The following is an 18200-nucleotide window of genomic DNA, read 5'->3' as shown; positions in this document are numbered from 1 at the left end:
TATTGCTTTCTATTCTCATCCCTACATATAATGATAGTTGCAGCACCTTGGTTAATAGCCTTGACGTGCAAGCAAAGGCGATTAAGGAGCCTCTAGAAATCATTATTTTAGATGACGGATCAACCAATTCCAATATTACATTAGAACTTGAAATTTTAGAGAAACGTCCTTTAGTGACCATAATAAGGCATGCTAAAAACAAAGGAAGATTAAAGTCTAGATTAGCATTAGCAAATGCAGCCAAATTTGATTGGTTGCTGTTTTTAGATGCAGATGTTTTACCGTGCGCGTCTAATTTTTTAAAGCAATATTTTCTTGAGACAGAATTGAGTCATCCTTTTGTTTTTGGAGGTGTGTCTTATAAGGATGATGTTTCTCCTGCAAAAGAGTTTAGATTGCATTGGTTATATGGTAAGACTCGAGAACAGCGCGATGTAGCAGTGAGGCAAAATAACCCTTATAGCACTATTGTTTCAGCAAATATGTGTGTACAGAAGTCATCGTTTATACAAATAACAAGTACTAATGCGACATCTAATTATGGGACAGATATTATTTTTTTAGAAGCGATAAAGCAAAGTGGTAAAAATGTAAAACATATACATAATCCCGTATATCATTTAGGGCTAGAACCTATACATAGGTATTTACCTAAACAAATTGAAGCTTTAACAACACTAAAGCAACAAGTAGAAGCAGGTAATTTGGCTGCCAAAGAACGACCGCTACATAAAGCATATTTGTCGCTTAATCAATTTTACATGACAGCCATATTTCAAAACTTATATAGCCTATTCTCAAAATATATCATGGCGAACCTAAATAGTGCATCACCTTCAATTAGATGTTTTGATTTATTTAAGTTGTATCACTATAGTAAACTTTATAACTAATGCCATTTTTTTCAGTAATCATACCGTTATTCAATAAAGCAGAATATGTTGAGCGTACGTTGAATTCTGTGTTATTGCAGTCTTTTGATGATTTTGAAGTAATCATCGTAAATGATGGTTCTACAGATAACAGTTTGAAAATTGCTGAATCTTTTACAGATGATAGAATTGTAATTTACTCAAAAGACAATAAAGGTGTGTCAACTGCTCGTAATTACGGCGTAACAAAAGCAACTTCTAATTACATCGCTTTTTTAGATGCAGATGATATCTGGAAGCCAAATCATTTAAATGCCTTGCATAATCTTATAGTTGATATGCCTTCCTGTGCTCTTTATTGTATGGGTTATATAAAACAAAAATCTGAAAAAAGTAAAATTAGAGCTCAGTTTGGAACAATAGCAGATGGTTATAAAGGTGTGGTTAGTGGATATTTTAAAAATTCATTGCCATTTACAATTGCAGGTATGGGCGCTGTAGCAGTTAATAAAGCGAAGTTTATTGAAGTTGGAGGTTTTACTGAAGGTGTTACTCATGGAGAAGACATAGAACTTTGGACAACCTTAGCATTACAAGGCAAAGTAGCATTGTATAATATTGTCACTGTTACACATTTAATTAATATTAAGGGCAGAGTAAGTAACCTGAAAATAGATGATAAAGTCTTTCCGGACTTTAATCAATTTAATGAAGCAGAACGTAAGTCTAAAGATTTAAAGGTGTATTTAGATAATAACAGATATGCAATTGCATTGGCATATCGATTAGCTAAAGATTCAAAAAATTATAAGTTTTGGAAAAATCAAATTGAGTTAGAAAACCTGAATAAAAAACAGAAATTACTTTTAAAACTACCTGTAGGTTTAGTGGTTACATTAAAAGAAATACATCAGTTTTTATTAGAAAAAGGTTTTTATATATCAACTTTTAGATGATTTAAAGTCGGTGTATTCTCTAATATAATCTGCCTCCTCAAAAATATCACTTGCGAGTACTAAGCATACACTTCCTTTTGTGAAGTCTTCAAGTTCTCTCCAAATACCATTAGGTATTAGTAATCCTTTTAATGGGTTATCTAAAGTAACACGTTTTTTGTCTTCACCATCATCTACAATTACGGTAAAACTGCCATTTAAAGCAATTAAAACTTCAGATTGCTCTATATGGGAATGACCGCCACGTTTAGCACCTTCTGGAACATCAAATAAATAGTAAACACGTTTATGAGAAAACGGAATAGTTTGTTGTTCTATAACTGCTAAGTTGCCTCTTGGGTCTATAATTTTTGGAATATCTAAAAACGTTACGTCTTTTACGGTGGTCTTATCTTCTGTCAAGTCCTTGTTTTAAAAGTTGTTTATAATCACTAATGCCTTCTTGCATTTTCCATAGCTTTTTTGGAAGCTTAGAGATAGATACATAACCTTTTCTAAGCATAAAAAAACCATATTTTGCTACATACAGATAAGCAAAGCTACCGTATTTTTTATAAAAAACTGCGCCACGAGTATATAGAATTCTGTCTGTAGAAACTTCGTCACTTGAGGATATTGGTTCGTGTAAAACTATTGGTGTAGGGTCTTCATAAAACTTAAGGCCTTGTTGCCATAAATCCTTCAAGAAAAATTGATTACTCATATTTGGAAACTTAGCACCTAAACCAAACCACTCATTAAATCGGGCTTGTTTTATAGACCCTTTTTTAAAGCACATTTCAATAGATAAGATTCTTCTTAATTCTTTCTTTTTTAAAGCTCTTGGTACTTTTACATAATTTCTAAAAGGTTTTCCATTTTCATTTACTATGGTTTTAAATGAAATAAAATCGGCATCTGTTTGTCTGTTGAAACTTTGTATTACGTGTTGTCCAAAATCTTTTAAATAGACAACATCATCATCGGCAATGAGAACAATTTTTTTTCGAGCTTGTTTTAATGCCATGTTTCTGCTTTTAGACAAACCAAGTTCTGTAGTATTTATTACTCGAACATTCTCAAAATCACTTTCAAGTTTATTGTTTCCAGTAGTTTGATTAATTATAAGGATGTGATAATTCTCAATTGGGATATTCACAAACATCGCTTTAAGAAAGTCGAAGTTATTTCGGTTCATAGTTGAAACCAAAATCTCCAAATCGTCTAAAGTATATGTATGTTTAAAGGTTATGGCGACTATCTTTTATAAAGTTCATAAGCTGTTCTTACTTGGTTGTAAATTTTTAAACCTTCTTGCCAAGTTTCAGAAATTTCTTCAGCAGTTAATCCGCTTTCAATTTGTTCTTGTAAGATTGTAGTTCCTGCTAATTTTGTGAAAAATGAATTGAAGAATTCAGCTTTGTTTGCTGTGTTGTTATAGGCAGAAATTAAAATTTCTAAATGAAGCTCTGTGAAACGTTTGTTGTTTTCGCTTAAATCAAACCCATAACATAACTCTCCCAAATGCTTAGGGTATTTTGACCCTTCATTTGCTTTGGGAGTGTATTTAAAATTATAAATCTCAGGATTTAAATACGGTGAGCCAAACACCTGAAATTGCTTATTGGTACCGCGACCTGCATTAACATTAGTGCCTTCAAAAAAACACAATGTAGGATATAAATTTACAGCAGTGGAGTTAGGTAAGTTAGGTGATGGCTTAATAGGTAAGTTATAAGGCATTGACTTGTTGTAATTTTTAACAGGTATTACGGTAAGGTCGGTCTTTTTAGGAGTGTCTAACCAGCCTTCACCACTAATCATCTGTGCATATTCACCTATTGTCATACCGTGTACAACTGGCACAGGATGCATACCTACAAAGCTAGAATGTTTTTGGTCTAATAATGGGCCATCTGCATAATGCCCATTAGGATTTGGCCTGTCTAAAACTATAAGCTGTTTACCTTGTTCTGCACAAGCTTCCATAATATAATGTAATGTTGAAATGTAAGTGTAAAAACGTGCGCCAACATCTTGTATGTCAAACACAATAACATCTACATTATTTAACTGCTCAACACTAGGTTTTTTATTATTACCATATAATGAAATTATGGGTAGTCCTGTTTTAGTGTCTTTAGAGTCGTTTACTTTTTCTCCAGCATCTGCTTGTCCTCTAAAACCGTGTTCTGGTGCAAATACTTTCGTAATAGTAACTCCTTTAGAAAGAAGTGTATCTACAAGGTGAACATATCCGCTATTTTTAAAAACAATTGAGGTTTGGTTACCAACAATTGCCACTTTCTTGTCTTTTAAAAGCGGAAGATATTCCTCAAATTGATTGGCGCCAACAGTTACCGAAAGTCCGCGTTGTGGTGATCGGGTTGTAGTAGATTGGGTTGTCTTAATTTTTTCGTTTTCTGAAGCTTTGGACGTATTATTTACTTGAGTTTTTCCATTTCCGCAGGATAGGAAAGTAAAAACCATTACAAAAGCTGTATTTTTGAACCACATATTCATCATAAATTAATCATTTGAATCTCGAACGCTTTATTGCCAAACGGCTTATTGGCTCAAAATCGTATAAAAGTAGCATTTCGGCACCGATAATTAAAATTGCTATCGTGGCAATTGCTGTGGGTGTTATTATGATGCTTATTGCATTTGCAACAGGTTTAGGATTGCAGAATAAGATACGAGATAAGATATCTGCGTTTAATGGGCATATAACCATTTCAAATTTCGATAATAACAACACCAAGGTTAGTTTGAAACCTATATCTAAAAATCAAGACTTTTACCCAGAATTTAAGAGTGTAAATGGTATTACCCACGTACAAGGTGTAGCATTTAAAGCTGGTGTGATTAGAACTGAAGATGATTTTGAAGGTGTTGTAATAAAAGGTTTAGATACAGATTATAATTGGGACGTGTTTAAAGATTACGTAGTGCAAGGCAGATTGCCAAATTACAAGGAGTCTTTAAATGATGAAGTTCTTATTTCTGAATATACGTCTAATCGACTAAATATAAAATTAGGTGATAAAGCAGTTACCTACTTTTTAAGAGATAACACATTAGAGAGGCCTTTGTTGAGAGCGTTTAAAGTTGTTGGGATATATAATTCAGGTTTTCAGGAATTTGATGAAACCTATGTCATAGGAGATATAAGGCATATAAGACGTTTAAATAAATGGAATGATAATGATGTTGGACACTTTGAGGTTTTTATAGATGACTTTAGTGAACTTGAAGAAAAAGGGGTTGAGGTATATGAACACATAGATTCTACCTTAGATTCTAAAACCATAAAGCAACAGTATTACTCAATTTTTGAATGGCTTGGACTGTTCGATTTTAATATTGCTCTTATTATAGGAATAATGATCCTTATTGCAGGTATTAATATGATTACAGCGCTCTTAGTTTTAATATTAGAGCGTACACAAATGATAGGAATCTTAAAAGCACTTGGTAGTAATGACAATAGTATTAGAAAGATTTTCCTTTATAATGCAGGTTACCTAATTGTTGTAGGATTATTTTGGGGTAACCTAATCGGTCTAGGATTATTGTTTATACAGAAATACTTAAAGGTACTTCCGCTTAATCCAGAAACCTATTATGTGACAGAAGCACCAGTTTATATTGGTTGGTATATTCTATTTGTAAACTTAGGAACACTAACCTTGTGTTTGCTTATGTTGCTCATACCATCTTATGTTATTTCAAAAATAAATCCTATAAAAGCAATAAAATTCGATTAGGGATTCTTTACTCAGAATTAACCTTTTTGCTAATTTCATTTACTAATTTTGCACCTTCAAAATAAAAGATATGCAATACGCTGAAAATATATTGGGTACTATTGGAAATACACCAATGGTAAAACTTAACAAACTTACTGCAGAGCTACCTTGTCTAGTACTTGCTAAATATGAAACATTTAATCCAGGTAACTCGGTTAAAGATCGTATGGCGGTACAAATGATTGAAGACGCAGAAGCAGATGGCCGCTTAAAACCAGGCGGAACAATAATAGAAGGCACAAGTGGTAATACAGGAATGGGATTAGCATTAGCAGCTATTGTTAAGGGCTATAAAATGATTTGTGTATTGAGTGACAAACAGAGTAAAGAAAAGATGGATATCTTAAGAGCTGTAGGAAGTGAAGTACACGTTTGCCCTACAGATGTTGCTCCAGATGATCCAAGGTCTTATTACTCTACTTCAGCAAGATTAGCTAAAGAAATCCCAAACTCTTGGTATGTTAATCAATATGATAATTTAAGCAATACAAAAGCACACTATGAAAGTACTGGCCCAGAAATATGGGAGCAAACAGATGGCAAGGTAACTCACTTTGTTGTAGGAGTAGGTACTGGTGGTACTATTTCTGGTGTTGGGAAATATTTAAAAGAACAAAACCCGAATGTAAAAATATGGGGAGTTGATACTTACGGTAGTGTCTTTAAAAAGTATCATGAAACAGGAGAGTTTGATGAGAAAGAAATTTATCCTTACGTTACAGAAGGTATTGGTGAAGATATTTTGCCGAAAAATGTAAATTTTGATATCATAGATGGTTTTACCAAAGTAACAGATAAAGATGCTGCGGTTTATACACAACGCTTATCTAAAGAAGAAGGTATGTTCTTAGGGAACTCTGCTGGAGCAGCTATTAAAGGATTACTTCAGCTTAAAGAACACTTTTCAAAAGATGATGTTGTTGTGGTATTATTTCACGATCACGGTAGCCGTTATGTTGGTAAAATGTATAATGACGATTGGATGAGAAAGATGGGTTATATTGAGTAATTCATTATCTTTCTGTTTTATTTATAATGCTAAATGAAACTGAAAAACCCTTTTAGAACAAGTCCTGTACCCGCAAATACTAGAGAAATTTTAGCACTGGAGCGTACGCGTTTAGCAAACGAGCGTACGCTCTTGGCATATATAAGATCTTCTTTATACTTGCTAATTGGCGGCATTGCGGTTTTGCAACTAAAAGATTTTAGTACGCTACATTCGGTTGGTTATTTGGCTTTAGTTTCTTGTGTGATATTTTTAACAATAGGAATATCAAGGTTTTTGTTGTTGAAACGAAAATTGTTTAAATGGAAAAAAATCTTAGGTGAGGAGTTGTTGGAAGAATCTTTAAATGAGAAAGAACACCCTAAGGAAATCTCTGAAGAATGAAAATTCAATATACCTTTCAAGTACTTTTAGTTGTTTTAGTTTGTATATTTTTTCAATGTAAAAGTGTTCCTGTTCCAGATACTAAAAAAGGTGTTTCTTTTTTGGCATTAGGAGACTCGTATACTATTGGTCAAAATGTTTCAGAAGATAATCGTTGGCCCAATCAACTAAAAGAAGCTTTAAATCGTGATGGATTAAAAGTTAGGGATATAAAAATTATAGCTAAAACAGGTTGGCGTACAGACGACCTTATAAGCGCTATTAATTATAGATTAGATGAAACTGAAACCTATGATGTGGTTTCAGTTTTAATAGGCGTAAATAATCAATATCAAAAAAAATCTATAACTACTTATGAGGAAGACTTAAAAGTGGTTTTTGAAAAAGCAATAAAACATTCAAAAAAAGGTGCTAAAGGTGTGTTTGCTTTAAATATTCCGGATTATGGTTCTGCACCAATGTTACACCATAAAGCAGAACAAGTAGCAGTTGAAATAGACGAATTTAATACTGTTTTTAAAAAAGTAGCTAGCACTTATAAGATTCCAGTTTATGATATTAATACAATTTCAAAGCAAGCATATTCCAATGAATCTTTAATTGCTTCAGATGGCTTGCATCCTAGTGGTGCACAATATAAACTTTGGGTAGAATATATGCTTCCATTTGTAAAACAGTACTTTAAATAAGAGATTTTTGTAACTTTAAAGGTGCAAGAAACACTTCTACATCATATCTGGAACTTTAAAAAGTTCGATTTCCTTAATGCAACTACACAACAAGGCCAGCAACTTATTATAAGTTCTGTGGGTATTCATAATACCACGCAGTCCGGCCCAGATTTTTTTAATGCAAAATTAAAGATTGATGATCAACTTTGGGCAGGTAATGTAGAGTTGCATTTAAAATCATCAGACTGGTATGCGCACCGTCATGAGAAAGATCCTGCTTATGATAATGTGATACTTCATGTTGTTTGGGAACATGATGTTGAGATTTACAGAAAAGATGGACAGCCTATACCCACATTAACATTAAAAGAGCTTGTTTCAGAATCTTTATTAAGGAAAGCTCAGAAGTTATTATCTAACAAAACCAAATGGATTGCTTGTGAAGATGAGTTTCCGTTAATTGAGGAGTTTACTTTATCCCATTGGTTAGAGCGCATGTATTTAGAACGTTTGGAAGAAAAATCTAATGAAATTGAACGTTTGGTCGAACAGACACAATCTAATTGGGAAGAAGTATTGTTTTTAATGTTGGCCAAAAACTTTGGTTTAAATGTAAATGGTTCATTTTTTTATAATGCATTACAAAGCTTACCCTTTAACGTCGTTTTAATAACTCGTCATAATAGGTTTCAATTAGAAGCTTTGGTATTCGGCCAATGTAATTTGTTGCAAGCCAATGAAGAGGTGTTTTATGCAAACTCACTTTTAAAGGAATACAATTATTTAGTCAAGAAGTTTAAGCTCGAAAATCATAGTACAGAAACACCAAAGTTTTTTAGGTTGCGTCCTGACAATTTTCCAACAATTAGACTTGCTCAATTTGTAGAGCTTTATGCGTCGAACAGTAATTTATTTTCAAAAATTATTAAGTGTACAACTCTTCAGGAAATAGAAACTGTATTTAAGATTGAGGTGAGTGAATTTTGGCAAACCCATTATTCATTCACATCGTCTCATAAACAAAAAAAGAAACAACTTAGTAAAGCTTTTGTGAGGTTGTTGATTATTAACACCATCATACCTTTAACGTTTTTCTACAACAAGAAAAATGGTCTAGAAAACACAACTATTATCAATTGGATGAGGTTATTACCTCTAGAATTAAATAATATTACTAAAGGTTATACAGCTATTTATCCGTCACTAAACGCTAATGCTCTTTATTCACAAGGCTTAATACATATGAAGAGAAATTATTGTGATAAGCTAAAATGTCTAAATTGTGAAATAGGGTTGAAAATTATCAAAAAATAAGAATAAATATGATTTTTAAGAATAAATATGAATAATTACTAATATTTAACTATAATTAACAAATATTAATAATTTTTTAAGTTTTCATTTTAATATGTATGCATAGTTTTAGCCTGTACAAACCAAAACCCTTTTAATATGAAAATTTTTAAACCAAACACAACTTTTATAGCCATTGCAGGTATGGCTGTGTCATCTCTATTTTTGTCTTGTGAGGCAGAAGAACAAATTACAGAAACACAAAATTTAAAAAATGATTCTAGTGTTCTTCAGGAATCACAATCCCAAGCAATATCTGGGCAATATATTGTAACCTTAAATGAAGCTGCTTCAAGATCTATTAAGAATGATGATTCTTATAAAGGTAGATTAGCAAATGTAAATGCATTTGTAAATGAAATGATTGCAGCTCCGCACATGAAGTCTACATCTGTAAAACAAGTATATGGCTTTGCAATGACAGGATTTACAGCAACATTGTCGCCTGAGCAATTAAAATCATTACAGTCAGACAGCAGAGTAGCAAGTGTAGAGCCAGATGTAATGGTGAAATTAAGTGTTGCAAAAGAAGAAACTACAGCTATGACATTTGTAGCTCAAAATACACCTTACGGAATTACTAGAGTAAATGGTGGTGTAGATGGTACAGGTAAAACAGCTTGGATTATAGATAGCGGAATAGATTTAGATCACCCAGATTTAAATGTAGATGTAGATAGAAGTAGATCTTTTGTTCCAGGAGAACCTTCACCAGATGATCAAAATGGTCACGGTAGTCATGTTGCAGGTACTGTTGCAGCAATTGATAATGGAATAGGAGTTATTGGAGTTGCGCCAAATGCAAAAGTAGTGGCATTAAAAGTGTTAGGAGCAGATGGTAGTGGAGCTACATCTGGCATTATAGCGGCGCTCGATTATGTTGCTGCTGTAGGAGAACCTGGAGATGCTGCTAATATGAGCTTAGGGCCAGCAGTTCCAATTTTAGGAATAAACAGTGCTTTAGATAATGCTACCACAAGAGTAGGTGCAAAAGGTATTGGTGTTGCAATTGCAGCAGGTAACTCCACAAGTATAGCAAACCTTTACTCTCCAGCAAGAGCTTCTGGAGAAAATGTATATACAGTTTCTGCAATGGATAGCAATGATCAATTTGCTTACTTTTCAAACTTTGGAAGTGTTGTAGATTATTGTGCGCCAGGTGTAAGTGTATATTCTACATCTATGCAAGGTGGTTATGCTACGTTAAGTGGTACATCTATGGCGGCACCTCATGTTTGTGGGTTATTATTATTAGGAGATTTGAGAACAGACGGAAACGTGTTTTTAGATCCAGATTTTAATCCAGATCCAATTGCAGTTCACTAATTGAATTTGATTTTTTTATAACAATAACCACCTCGAAGTTAATTTAAGGTGGTTTTTTCTTGGTGTCTATTACATATCTTATCTTTGGAATATGTTAACTGTGGTATATAAAATAAGGCACTTTTTTGAGAGACATGGATTTTATGTGTCTTCAAGATTAGCAGACAGATTAGGTATGCGAGCTAAAAGTGTTCGCCTATTCTTTATTTACGTATCTTTTGCAACTTTAGGAGTTGGCTTTGCAATTTATTTAACACTTGCATTCTGGTTAAAGCTTAAAGACTTAGTATATACTAAACGAACTTCTGTGTTCGATTTATGATTAAAATATTTAAATCTAGAATTTACGTAGCATTCCTACTACTTTCAGTTAGTTTAGGATTCGGCATTTTAGGATATCGTTTCATATCTAATTATGATTGGATAGATGCACTTTATATGACGGTTATTACCATTACCACAGTTGGTTTTGGAGAAGTAAATCCGCTTACAAATGCCGATAAGGTATTCACAATTTTCTTAATTTTATTTAGCGTTGTTATTTTAGGTTACGTAATATCTGTATTTACAGAATACATGTTTACAAGACGAAGCTACGAGGAATTTAAACACAAAACTTTGGAAAAAAAGATTCAGAAATTAAAAGATCACGTTATTGTTTGTGGTTTTGGAAGAAATGGTAGAGAAGCTGTAGAAAAACTAAAGAGTTACAAGAAAGAGTTTGTAATTGTAGAGATGGATGAAGATTTGGTTTCTAAACATGAAGATGATGATACCATGTTTTGTATAGGAAATGCCAACGAAGATGAAACTCTTATCCGTGCAGGTATAGACCAAGCTTCAGCATTAATATGTGCAATGCCTGAAGATGCAGATAATTTATTTACAGTGCTTTCTGCAAGGCAATTAAATAAAAACCTTAAAATAATTAGTAGAGCAAGTGTAGATACGTCTTTTAGAAAACTAAAACTTGCAGGTGCAGATAATGTAATTCTTCCAGATAAAATAGGAGGAGATCATATGGCAAGTTTAGTAGTAATGCCAGATTTAGTTGAATTTTTAGATAACCTTTCCGTATCCGGTCAAGATAATGTAAACGTGCGCGAAATACTTTACGAACATGTATGTCCGGATAATATAGATAAAACTATACGCGAGGTAGATTTAAGAAATTTAACAGGCTGTACAATTATAGGATATAAAAATCCTGCAGGAGATTATGTAGTGAACCCAGAAGCGTCCACGCTTATAACAAAGGGTTCAAAATTAATTGTTATAGGAAAGCCAAATCAAATAAATACCTTAAGAAATGAGTTTAATATTTAACAATAGAATAACATTTTATTGCCTTTACTTTGATAAAGGCAATTTTTTTGTCATATTGCAATCTTCAAAATTTTAACTAAAAATAATAACTTTTGATATGAGAAAACAACTTCTCTCAATTTTCACTTTATTAATACCCATTATTACGTTTGCCCAAGAGCAAACAACATCAGAAAAGATAGACGCTGTCTTTAGCGAATACACTGGTTGGTTTGTTGAGGGCATTTTTTATGAAATCCCATTTTCTGAAACCTTTCAAATTCCTTGGGTACTTATAGTATTAATAGGTGGAGCATTATTTTTTACAATATATTTTAAGTTTATAAATATTACTGGTTTTTCTAAAGCAATTCAAGTTGTTAGAGGAAAATATGAAGATATTGAAAAGCACGGTGCAGAAGAACTTTATGGAGCCGATGGTATTGCAATGTCTGATGAAGGTGATATTGTAGATACTATAAGAGATGAAAGCGCAGATGGTGAGGTTTCTCACTTCCAGGCATTAACTGCAGCATTATCTGCAACAGTAGGACTAGGTAACATTGCAGGTGTTGCAGTAGCACTATCAATTGGTGGTCCTGGTGCTACATTTTGGATGATAGTGGCTGGTCTTTTAGGTATGGCATCTAAGTTTGCAGAATGTACACTTGGTGTAAAATACAGAGATGTTGGTCCAGACGGTACAGTTTATGGTGGCCCAATGTACTATCTTAAGAAAGGTTTAAAGGAAAAAGGCCTTGGTGGTCTTGGTAAGGTATTAGCAGTTGTCTTTGCTATATTCGTTATTGGAGGATCTTTTGGTGGTGGTAATATGTTTCAAGCTAACCAAGCAGCTGCTCAATTTGTGCAGTTATTTGATATAGAATCTGCAAATGCAGGTATGTTTTTCGGTATAGGTATGGCTGTGTTGGTTGCGGTTGTAATTATTGGAGGAATTAAAAGAATTGCTTCTGTTACAGAAAAGATTGTTCCGTTTATGGCTGGTATTTATGTATTAGCAGCTTTAATAATTTTAGGAGCTAACTTCACGTTAATTGATGATGCATTCGGTTTAATATTTGAAGGTGCATTTTCTGGATTAGGAATAGCTGGTGGTTTAATAGGTGTAATGATACAAGGTATACGCCGTGGTGCATTCTCTAACGAAGCTGGTGTTGGATCTGCTGCTATTGCTCACTCTGCAGTACGTACTAAGTATCCTGCTAGTGAAGGTATTGTTGCATTATTAGAACCTTTTGTTGATACGGTTGTAATTTGTACAATGACTGCATTAGTAATTATTATTACAAATTTCGAATCATCTTTTATGGAGTACGGAACTCCAATTACAGAAGGTGTAGAGCTTACAGCAACAGCTTTTGATACGGTAATTCCTCACTTCTCAATAGTATTAACAATTGCAGTAATCCTGTTTGCATTTTCTACTATGATCTCTTGGTCATACTATGGAATGCAAGGTTGGAAATTCCTTTTTGGTAAAGGGCGTATTACAGATTTAGTATATAAATTCTTATTCTTAATGTTTGTAATTGTAGGAGCATCTATTAGTTTAGGTTCTGTTATTGATTTCTCTGATGCAATGATTTTTGCAATGGTGGTTCCAAATATTATAGGTGTAATCTTGCTTTCACCAAAAATTAAGAAAGAACTGAAAAAGTATAATAAAGCAATTTCTAAAAAACACAATGCACTAGAAGATGGTGCTACAGATGTAAATAATCTTTAAAATTTATTAATAATATGAAATCCCATTTCGTTTTCTCAAAAAGTGAACGTAATGGGATTTTTTTATTGGTGACAATTATACTTGTGCTTCAATTAGCATATTGGTTAATTCCTTTTCCAAAGGGTGTTGCTCCCAAGGATACTCCAGAATTAGTTAGATTTCAACAGAAGGTAGATTCTCTTAAGCAATTAAAAATTAAAGAGAATACGCCTAAGCAGTATCCTTTTAATCCAAATTTTTTAACAGATTATAAAGGTTATACTTTAGGAATGTCTACTCAGGAAATTGATAGACTTTTGGCTTACAGGAAGCAAAATAAATGGGTGAATTCAAAAAAGGATTTTCAAGATGTTACAAAAGTTTCAGACTCATTATTAAATACGTTTTCACACCTTTTTAAATTTCCAGATTTTATTACAAACCCTAAAAAGAAAAAGGTTTTTGCTAAAGACCGTAAATTATCCTATAAAGATAAAATTGACCTCAATAAAGCTACAGCATTGCAATTGCAAGAGGTATATGGTATTGGGCCTTATTATTCAGAAAAAATAATTGCTTACAGAACTAAGTTGAATGGTTTTTCAGATAATGTTCAACTTAATGATGTTTATGGTTTAGAGCCAAATGTTATTAATAATATACTAAAGAAGTTTACAGTGAAAACACCTGTAAACATTAAAAAAATAAATATAAACACAGCTAAAATTACAGATCTATCAGAATTGCCAAATTTAAATTATGAAATAGCACGGCAAATTATTAAGTATAGAGAACTAAATGGTGAGTTTAACGATATTAATCAACTCAAGTCGATTGCTGAGTTTCCTATTGAAAAGTTCGATAGAATTCAATTATATTTGACCTTGTAATAAAACCAATTTGAATGTATTTTACAGAAGAACATAATTTATTTAGAGAAAGCTTTAGAGAGTTTTTACAAAAAGAGGTTGTACCACATATTGACAAGTGGGAAGAAACCGGCCATATAGAACGATTCATCTGGGAGAAGTTTGGTGAGATGGGATATTTTGGTCTTACTTACCCAGAACAATATGGAGGGCTTGGTTTAGACTTTTTTTATACTGTTATCTTCTTGGAGGAATTACAGCGTGTTAATTCTGGTGGTTTTGCAGCTGCAATGTGGGCTCATAATTACTTAGCTATGACACACCTAAATGCCGAAGGTGATGAGCGCATAAAAGAAAAATACCTGTCTGCAAGTATCTCAGGAGAAATGATAGGTTGCCTTTGTGTTACAGAGCCATTTTGTGGATCAGATGTCGCTGCAATGAGAACAACAGCAGTTAAAAAAGGAGATAAATACATTATTAATGGATCTAAAACATTTATAACAAATGGTGTTTATTCAGACTACCTCGTAGTTGCAGCAAAAACAGCTCCAGAACTTGGTAACAAAGGGATGAGTATGTTTGTGATAGATAGAGATACAAAAGGAGTATCTGCCACTAAGCTTAATAAATTAGGTTGGAGAGCATCAGACACAGGAGAAATAGCATTTGACAATGTAGAGATACCTGCAGAGAATTTAATGGGAGAAGAAGGTAAAGGCTTTCCTTATATTATGCAGCACTTTGCTTCAGAGCGTTTAATTATGGGAATAAATGCTCACGCCAGAGCAGAGTTTGCTTTAGAGTATGCTATGGACTATATGAAAGAACGTGAAGCTTTTGGACGCTCAATAGATAAATTTCAAGCTCTAAGACACATTATAGCACAACGTGTAAGTGAAGTAGAAATGGCAAAAACATTTAATTACACAGTCTCTAAACGCTTAAGTGAAAATGAATATGTTGTTAAAGAAGCAAGTATGTCTAAACTTTTGTCTACTAAAATTGCAGATGAAACAATATATGACTGCTTACAAATGTTAGGAGGTTATGGTTATATTGAAGAATATCCTATGGCAAGATTGTTAAGAGATAGTCGTCTTGGTCCTATTGGTGGAGGTACTTCTCAAATTCTGAAAGAAATTATAGCCAAAATGGTAATAGATAAAAAAGAATATAAAGCTGCTGCTAGGTAATCCTAAAGTTACGCAAACGTTGTAGGTTAATTTATTCTTAATGATTACGAAATCGTCAGTTTTTACTGGCGATTTTTCTATTTTCATCAATATTGTATAACCAAAATTAACTATTATGAAAAATTATTATAAGTATAGTGCTTTATTGCTTATTGCATTGTTTTTATTTAGCTGTAATAAAGATGAGTCTTTTACTGAAACTGAAACCACTTCAGAAGAATCAGAACTTACTGTTAATGCTATGGCTACTATAGGTAGCGGAGTAATGATGCAGGCTTTTTATTGGGATGTACCTGCTGGCGGAACATGGTGGAATACTGTTAACGGTAAGCTCCAAAATTGGAGCAATGCAGGAATAGATGCAATCTGGTTACCACCAGTTTCAAAAGCTCAAAATGGTCCTTTTTCTATGGGGTATGATCCTTTTGATTATTATGATTTTGGTGAATATGATCAAATGGGAAGTGTAGAAACAAGATTTGGCTCACGAACAGAATTAGAGTCTTTAATTTCAACAGCTCATAATAATGGTATTAGCGTTATTGCAGATATTGTAATAAACCATAATAGTGGAGGAGCATCAGAGAGTAATGTCTTTACAGGCTCAGATACTTATACAGATTACAATCCTGCTTCAGGTATTTTCTATAGAACGCAATATGATTTTCATCCTAATGATTATCATAACAATGATTCTGGAGCCTTTGGCGGATTTCCAGATCTCTGTCATCATAAATCTTATGTACAGGATCATTTATGGAATAATCCTAATTCTGTGGCAAAATATTATAAAAACGTTCTAGGGTTTGATGGTTGGAGATTTGATTATGTTAAGGGCTTTGAGCCTTGGGTTGTAAACAGTTGGACAAATGCAGTTGGAGGTTTTTCTGTTGGAGAATATTGGGATGCTAATGTAAATACATTAGAGTGGTGGGTTAATAACTCAGGATCAAGTGCTTTCGATTTTGCATGTTATTACAGGATGAGAGATGCATTTCAAAATAATGATTTAAATAATTTAAGTGGTGATATGTTATGGAAACGTAATGCTAACAAAGCAGTCACTTTTGTTGCAAACCACGATACAGATGAAATCTTTAATAATAAACTTTTAGCTTATGCGTATATACTAACCCATGAAGGTTATCCTACGTTATTTTATAAAGATTATGAAGAATGGTTAGATAAGAACAAGTTGAATAATCTTATTTGGATACATAATAATCTTGCAGGAGGTTCTACAATTAACCTTTATACAGATGTAGATGAATATATAGCCAAAAGAAATGGCTACAATAATAATGGTTTAGTTGTTTACTTAAATATTAGTAATAATTGGCAAGAGCGTTGGGTACAAACAAACTGGAACTCAACTAGAATAAAGGATTACACTGGAAATTCATCTTGGGAGCCAGTTACTCAAGCAGATGGTTGGGTTAAAATTCAGGTGCCTCCAAATGGGTATTCTGTGTGGTCTGTAAAATAAATTCAATTTTATATTACAGAATTCAGAAATAGTTTTATATTTGCACCCTATTAATCAAAACGAATCAGTTTTAAAGAAAGGAGGTACATCTATGTTAATTATACCAGTAAAAGACGGAGAAAATATCGATAGAGCGCTTAAGCGTTTTAAGCGTAAATTTGATAAGACAGGAACGATGCGTGAGCTTCGTAGACGTCAGCAATTCAATAAACCTTCTGTAGTACGTAGAGCTGAGATTCAGAAAGCTGAATACATTCAACATCTAAGAGACCAGGAGAACAAATAATCTCCGTTTAAATACGTATAAATTAAACCGCTAATTTCATAACTTTGAAATTAGCGGTTTTCTTATGGCTACAATTAAAGCATTTTTAGATTATTTAAGGTTGGAAAAAAAATATTCCATCCACACTATTAATGCATATAATAATGATCTTGTAGCATTGTCAGATTTCGTTTCTAGAGAATTCTCAGAGACATCAATTAATAACATTCCTTATGCCCTTATAAGGAGTTGGATAATTAGCCTAGTCGATTCAGGTATTTCTAATCGCACAATTAATAGAAAAGTTTCCTCCCTTAAGTCTTACTACAGTTTTTTGCAAAAAATTGAAGAGTTAGAAGTTTCCCCTTTAATAAAACATAAATCTTTAAAAGTTGAAAAAAGGTTACAGGTACCTTTCTCTAAAAAGGAAGTTTCAGATGTGTTGTCAGGTTTCACATTAAATTCATTTGAAGATTACAGAGATAAAGCAATAGTTGAGCTATTTTATAGTACAGGAATGAGACGTTCAGAGCTAATTAATTTAAAATTGTCTGATATTAATATAGCTAACCATTACGTAAAGGTTTTGGGTAAAAGAAATAAAGAGCGGATTATTCCATTAATTGAGAGTGTGTCGCTTACTTTAAGACAATATTTTGAGATTAAAGATGCTGAGTTTAAAGAATCTTCTAAATGGATTTTTGTAACCTCTAAAAATGATAAAGTTTACGAAACGCTTGTCTATAGAATTATTAATAATTACTTTAGTAAGGTGTCGAGTAAAATAAAAAAGAGTCCACATTTATTGCGGCACTCATTTGCTACACATTTATTGGGTGAAGGTGCAAACCTAAATGCTGTTAAAGATTTATTGGGGCATTCAAGCCTTGCTGCAACACAAGTTTATACTAATAATGATATTGCAGTAATTAAAAGAGCTTACTCTGCATCGCACCCAAGAAACAAAAACTAATCTATTAACCTAAAATTT

The 18200-nt window shown here is 32.9% G+C and carries 19 protein-coding genes; 16 read left to right on the top strand and 3 right to left on the bottom strand.

The window, feature by feature from the left end; all coding sequences use genetic code 11:
- Nucleotides 1-2: 2 nt before the first annotated feature.
- Complete coding sequence (locus tag CA2559_RS00185; protein ID WP_041240835.1) at nucleotides 3-893, top strand: glycosyltransferase family 2 protein; 891 nt, start codon at nucleotides 3-5, stop codon at nucleotides 891-893.
- A complete protein-coding gene (locus tag CA2559_RS00180; protein ID WP_013185802.1) occupies nucleotides 893-1828 on the top strand; it encodes a glycosyltransferase family 2 protein in 936 nt (311 codons plus the stop codon). Before CA2559_RS00185 ends, CA2559_RS00180 begins: the two co-directional genes overlap by 1 nt.
- On the opposite strand, the gene CA2559_RS00175 is transcribed toward CA2559_RS00180, so the two are convergent.
- From CA2559_RS00175 to CA2559_RS00165, 3 genes are read right to left on the bottom strand one after another with little or no spacing between them, the layout of a single operon-like run.
- Nucleotides 1814-2230, bottom strand: coding sequence for a sugar 3,4-ketoisomerase (locus CA2559_RS00175; RefSeq protein ID WP_013185801.1), 417 nt, complete (start codon nucleotides 2228-2230; stop codon nucleotides 1814-1816). The two genes, CA2559_RS00180 and CA2559_RS00175, sit on opposite strands and share 15 nt — an antisense overlap.
- A complete protein-coding gene (locus tag CA2559_RS00170) occupies nucleotides 2217-3005 on the bottom strand; it encodes a glycosyltransferase family A protein (protein WP_041240834.1) in 789 nt (262 codons plus the stop codon). Before CA2559_RS00170 ends, CA2559_RS00175 begins: the two co-directional genes overlap by 14 nt.
- 59 nt (nucleotides 3006-3064) lie before the next feature.
- Nucleotides 3065-4333, bottom strand: coding sequence for an exo-beta-N-acetylmuramidase NamZ family protein (locus CA2559_RS00165; protein WP_041240833.1), 1269 nt, complete (start codon nucleotides 4331-4333; stop codon nucleotides 3065-3067).
- Nucleotides 4334-4344: 11 nt separating this feature from the next.
- On the opposite strand from CA2559_RS00165, the gene CA2559_RS00160 reads away from it, so the two are divergent.
- The 14 genes from CA2559_RS00160 to CA2559_RS00095 all read left to right on the top strand — a co-directional run bounded on the left by CA2559_RS00160 (nucleotide 4345) and on the right by CA2559_RS00095 (nucleotide 18182).
- Nucleotides 4345-5577 carry an ABC transporter permease gene (locus CA2559_RS00160; RefSeq protein ID WP_041240832.1) on the top strand — a complete coding sequence of 411 codons (1233 nt, stop codon included), beginning with the start codon at nucleotides 4345-4347 and terminating at the stop codon, nucleotides 5575-5577.
- A 70-nt stretch (nucleotides 5578-5647) separates the two neighbouring features.
- Entirely contained in the window at nucleotides 5648-6628 is a 981-nt protein-coding gene (locus CA2559_RS00155; RefSeq protein WP_013185797.1) for a PLP-dependent cysteine synthase family protein, read from the top strand.
- Between the two features lie 33 nt (nucleotides 6629-6661).
- Nucleotides 6662-7012 carry a DUF202 domain-containing protein gene (locus CA2559_RS00150; protein ID WP_013185796.1) on the top strand — a complete coding sequence of 117 codons (351 nt, stop codon included), beginning with the start codon at nucleotides 6662-6664 and terminating at the stop codon, nucleotides 7010-7012.
- Nucleotides 7009-7701: an SGNH/GDSL hydrolase family protein gene (locus CA2559_RS00145; RefSeq protein ID WP_013185795.1), complete on the top strand. Its 693-nt coding sequence runs from the start codon at nucleotides 7009-7011 to the stop codon at nucleotides 7699-7701. The genes CA2559_RS00150 and CA2559_RS00145 overlap by 4 nt, the downstream gene beginning before the upstream one ends.
- 21 nt (nucleotides 7702-7722) lie before the next feature.
- On the top strand, nucleotides 7723-8997 hold the full coding sequence (locus CA2559_RS00140; RefSeq protein ID WP_013185794.1) for a DUF2851 family protein: 1275 nt from the start codon (nucleotides 7723-7725) through the stop codon (nucleotides 8995-8997).
- Between the two features lie 138 nt (nucleotides 8998-9135).
- On the top strand, nucleotides 9136-10362 hold the full coding sequence (locus CA2559_RS00135) for a S8 family serine peptidase (protein ID WP_013185793.1): 1227 nt from the start codon (nucleotides 9136-9138) through the stop codon (nucleotides 10360-10362).
- A 91-nt stretch (nucleotides 10363-10453) separates the two neighbouring features.
- Nucleotides 10454-10684 (top strand): PspC family transcriptional regulator, encoded by a 231-nt coding sequence (locus tag CA2559_RS00130; RefSeq protein ID WP_013185792.1) that lies wholly within the window; start codon nucleotides 10454-10456, stop codon nucleotides 10682-10684.
- Nucleotides 10681-11688, top strand: a complete 1008-nt coding sequence (locus tag CA2559_RS00125) for a potassium channel family protein (RefSeq protein ID WP_013185791.1) — start codon at nucleotides 10681-10683, stop codon at nucleotides 11686-11688. Before CA2559_RS00130 ends, CA2559_RS00125 begins: the two co-directional genes overlap by 4 nt.
- A 97-nt stretch (nucleotides 11689-11785) precedes the next feature.
- Nucleotides 11786-13414 (top strand): alanine/glycine:cation symporter family protein, encoded by a 1629-nt coding sequence (locus CA2559_RS00120; protein ID WP_013185790.1) that lies wholly within the window; start codon nucleotides 11786-11788, stop codon nucleotides 13412-13414.
- Between the two features lie 14 nt (nucleotides 13415-13428).
- Nucleotides 13429-14283 carry a ComEA family DNA-binding protein gene (locus CA2559_RS00115; RefSeq protein WP_041240831.1) on the top strand — a complete coding sequence of 285 codons (855 nt, stop codon included), beginning with the start codon at nucleotides 13429-13431 and terminating at the stop codon, nucleotides 14281-14283.
- 14 nt (nucleotides 14284-14297) lie between these two features.
- Complete coding sequence (locus CA2559_RS00110; protein ID WP_013185788.1) at nucleotides 14298-15458, top strand: acyl-CoA dehydrogenase family protein; 1161 nt, start codon at nucleotides 14298-14300, stop codon at nucleotides 15456-15458.
- A 115-nt stretch (nucleotides 15459-15573) separates the two neighbouring features.
- Nucleotides 15574-16944, top strand: a complete 1371-nt coding sequence (locus CA2559_RS00105; protein ID WP_013185787.1) for an alpha-amylase — start codon at nucleotides 15574-15576, stop codon at nucleotides 16942-16944.
- A 91-nt stretch (nucleotides 16945-17035) separates the two neighbouring features.
- Nucleotides 17036-17230, top strand: coding sequence for a 30S ribosomal protein S21 (rpsU, locus tag CA2559_RS00100; protein ID WP_041241045.1), 195 nt, complete (start codon nucleotides 17036-17038; stop codon nucleotides 17228-17230).
- 64 nt (nucleotides 17231-17294) lie between these two features.
- Nucleotides 17295-18182 (top strand): tyrosine-type recombinase/integrase, encoded by an 888-nt coding sequence (locus CA2559_RS00095; protein ID WP_013185785.1) that lies wholly within the window; start codon nucleotides 17295-17297, stop codon nucleotides 18180-18182.
- Nucleotides 18183-18200: the final 18 nt, after the last annotated feature.

The sequence above is a fragment of the Croceibacter atlanticus HTCC2559 genome (genome assembly GCF_000196315.1).
Classification (GTDB): Bacteria; Bacteroidota; Bacteroidia; order Flavobacteriales; family Flavobacteriaceae; genus Croceibacter; species Croceibacter atlanticus.
This window is presented reverse-complemented; position numbering and strand designations above follow the sequence as displayed.

What these genes read in the sequence shown, in the direction of transcription:
- CA2559_RS00180 (WP_013185802.1), top strand. Translation starts at nt 893, where the DNA reads ATGCCATTTTTTTCAGTAATCATACCGTTATTCAATAAAGCAGAATAT.
- CA2559_RS00170 (WP_041240834.1), bottom strand. Translation starts at nt 3,005, where the DNA reads ATGAACCGAAATAACTTCGACTTTCTTAAAGCGATGTTTGTGAATATC.
- CA2559_RS00165 (WP_041240833.1), bottom strand. Translation starts at nt 4,333, where the DNA reads ATGATGAATATGTGGTTCAAAAATACAGCTTTTGTAATGGTTTTTACT.
- CA2559_RS00155 (WP_013185797.1), top strand. Translation starts at nt 5,648, where the DNA reads ATGCAATACGCTGAAAATATATTGGGTACTATTGGAAATACACCAATG.
- CA2559_RS00150 (WP_013185796.1), top strand. Translation starts at nt 6,662, where the DNA reads ATGAAACTGAAAAACCCTTTTAGAACAAGTCCTGTACCCGCAAATACT.
- CA2559_RS00145 (WP_013185795.1), top strand. Translation starts at nt 7,009, where the DNA reads ATGAAAATTCAATATACCTTTCAAGTACTTTTAGTTGTTTTAGTTTGT.
- CA2559_RS00135 (WP_013185793.1), top strand. Translation starts at nt 9,136, where the DNA reads ATGAAAATTTTTAAACCAAACACAACTTTTATAGCCATTGCAGGTATG.
- CA2559_RS00130 (WP_013185792.1), top strand. Translation starts at nt 10,454, where the DNA reads ATGTTAACTGTGGTATATAAAATAAGGCACTTTTTTGAGAGACATGGA.
- CA2559_RS00125 (WP_013185791.1), top strand. Translation starts at nt 10,681, where the DNA reads ATGATTAAAATATTTAAATCTAGAATTTACGTAGCATTCCTACTACTT.
- CA2559_RS00120 (WP_013185790.1), top strand. Translation starts at nt 11,786, where the DNA reads ATGAGAAAACAACTTCTCTCAATTTTCACTTTATTAATACCCATTATT.
- CA2559_RS00115 (WP_041240831.1), top strand. Translation starts at nt 13,429, where the DNA reads ATGAAATCCCATTTCGTTTTCTCAAAAAGTGAACGTAATGGGATTTTT.
- CA2559_RS00110 (WP_013185788.1), top strand. Translation starts at nt 14,298, where the DNA reads ATGTATTTTACAGAAGAACATAATTTATTTAGAGAAAGCTTTAGAGAG.
- CA2559_RS00105 (WP_013185787.1), top strand. Translation starts at nt 15,574, where the DNA reads ATGAAAAATTATTATAAGTATAGTGCTTTATTGCTTATTGCATTGTTT.
- rpsU (WP_041241045.1), top strand. Translation starts at nt 17,036, where the DNA reads ATGTTAATTATACCAGTAAAAGACGGAGAAAATATCGATAGAGCGCTT.
- CA2559_RS00095 (WP_013185785.1), top strand. Translation starts at nt 17,295, where the DNA reads ATGGCTACAATTAAAGCATTTTTAGATTATTTAAGGTTGGAAAAAAAA.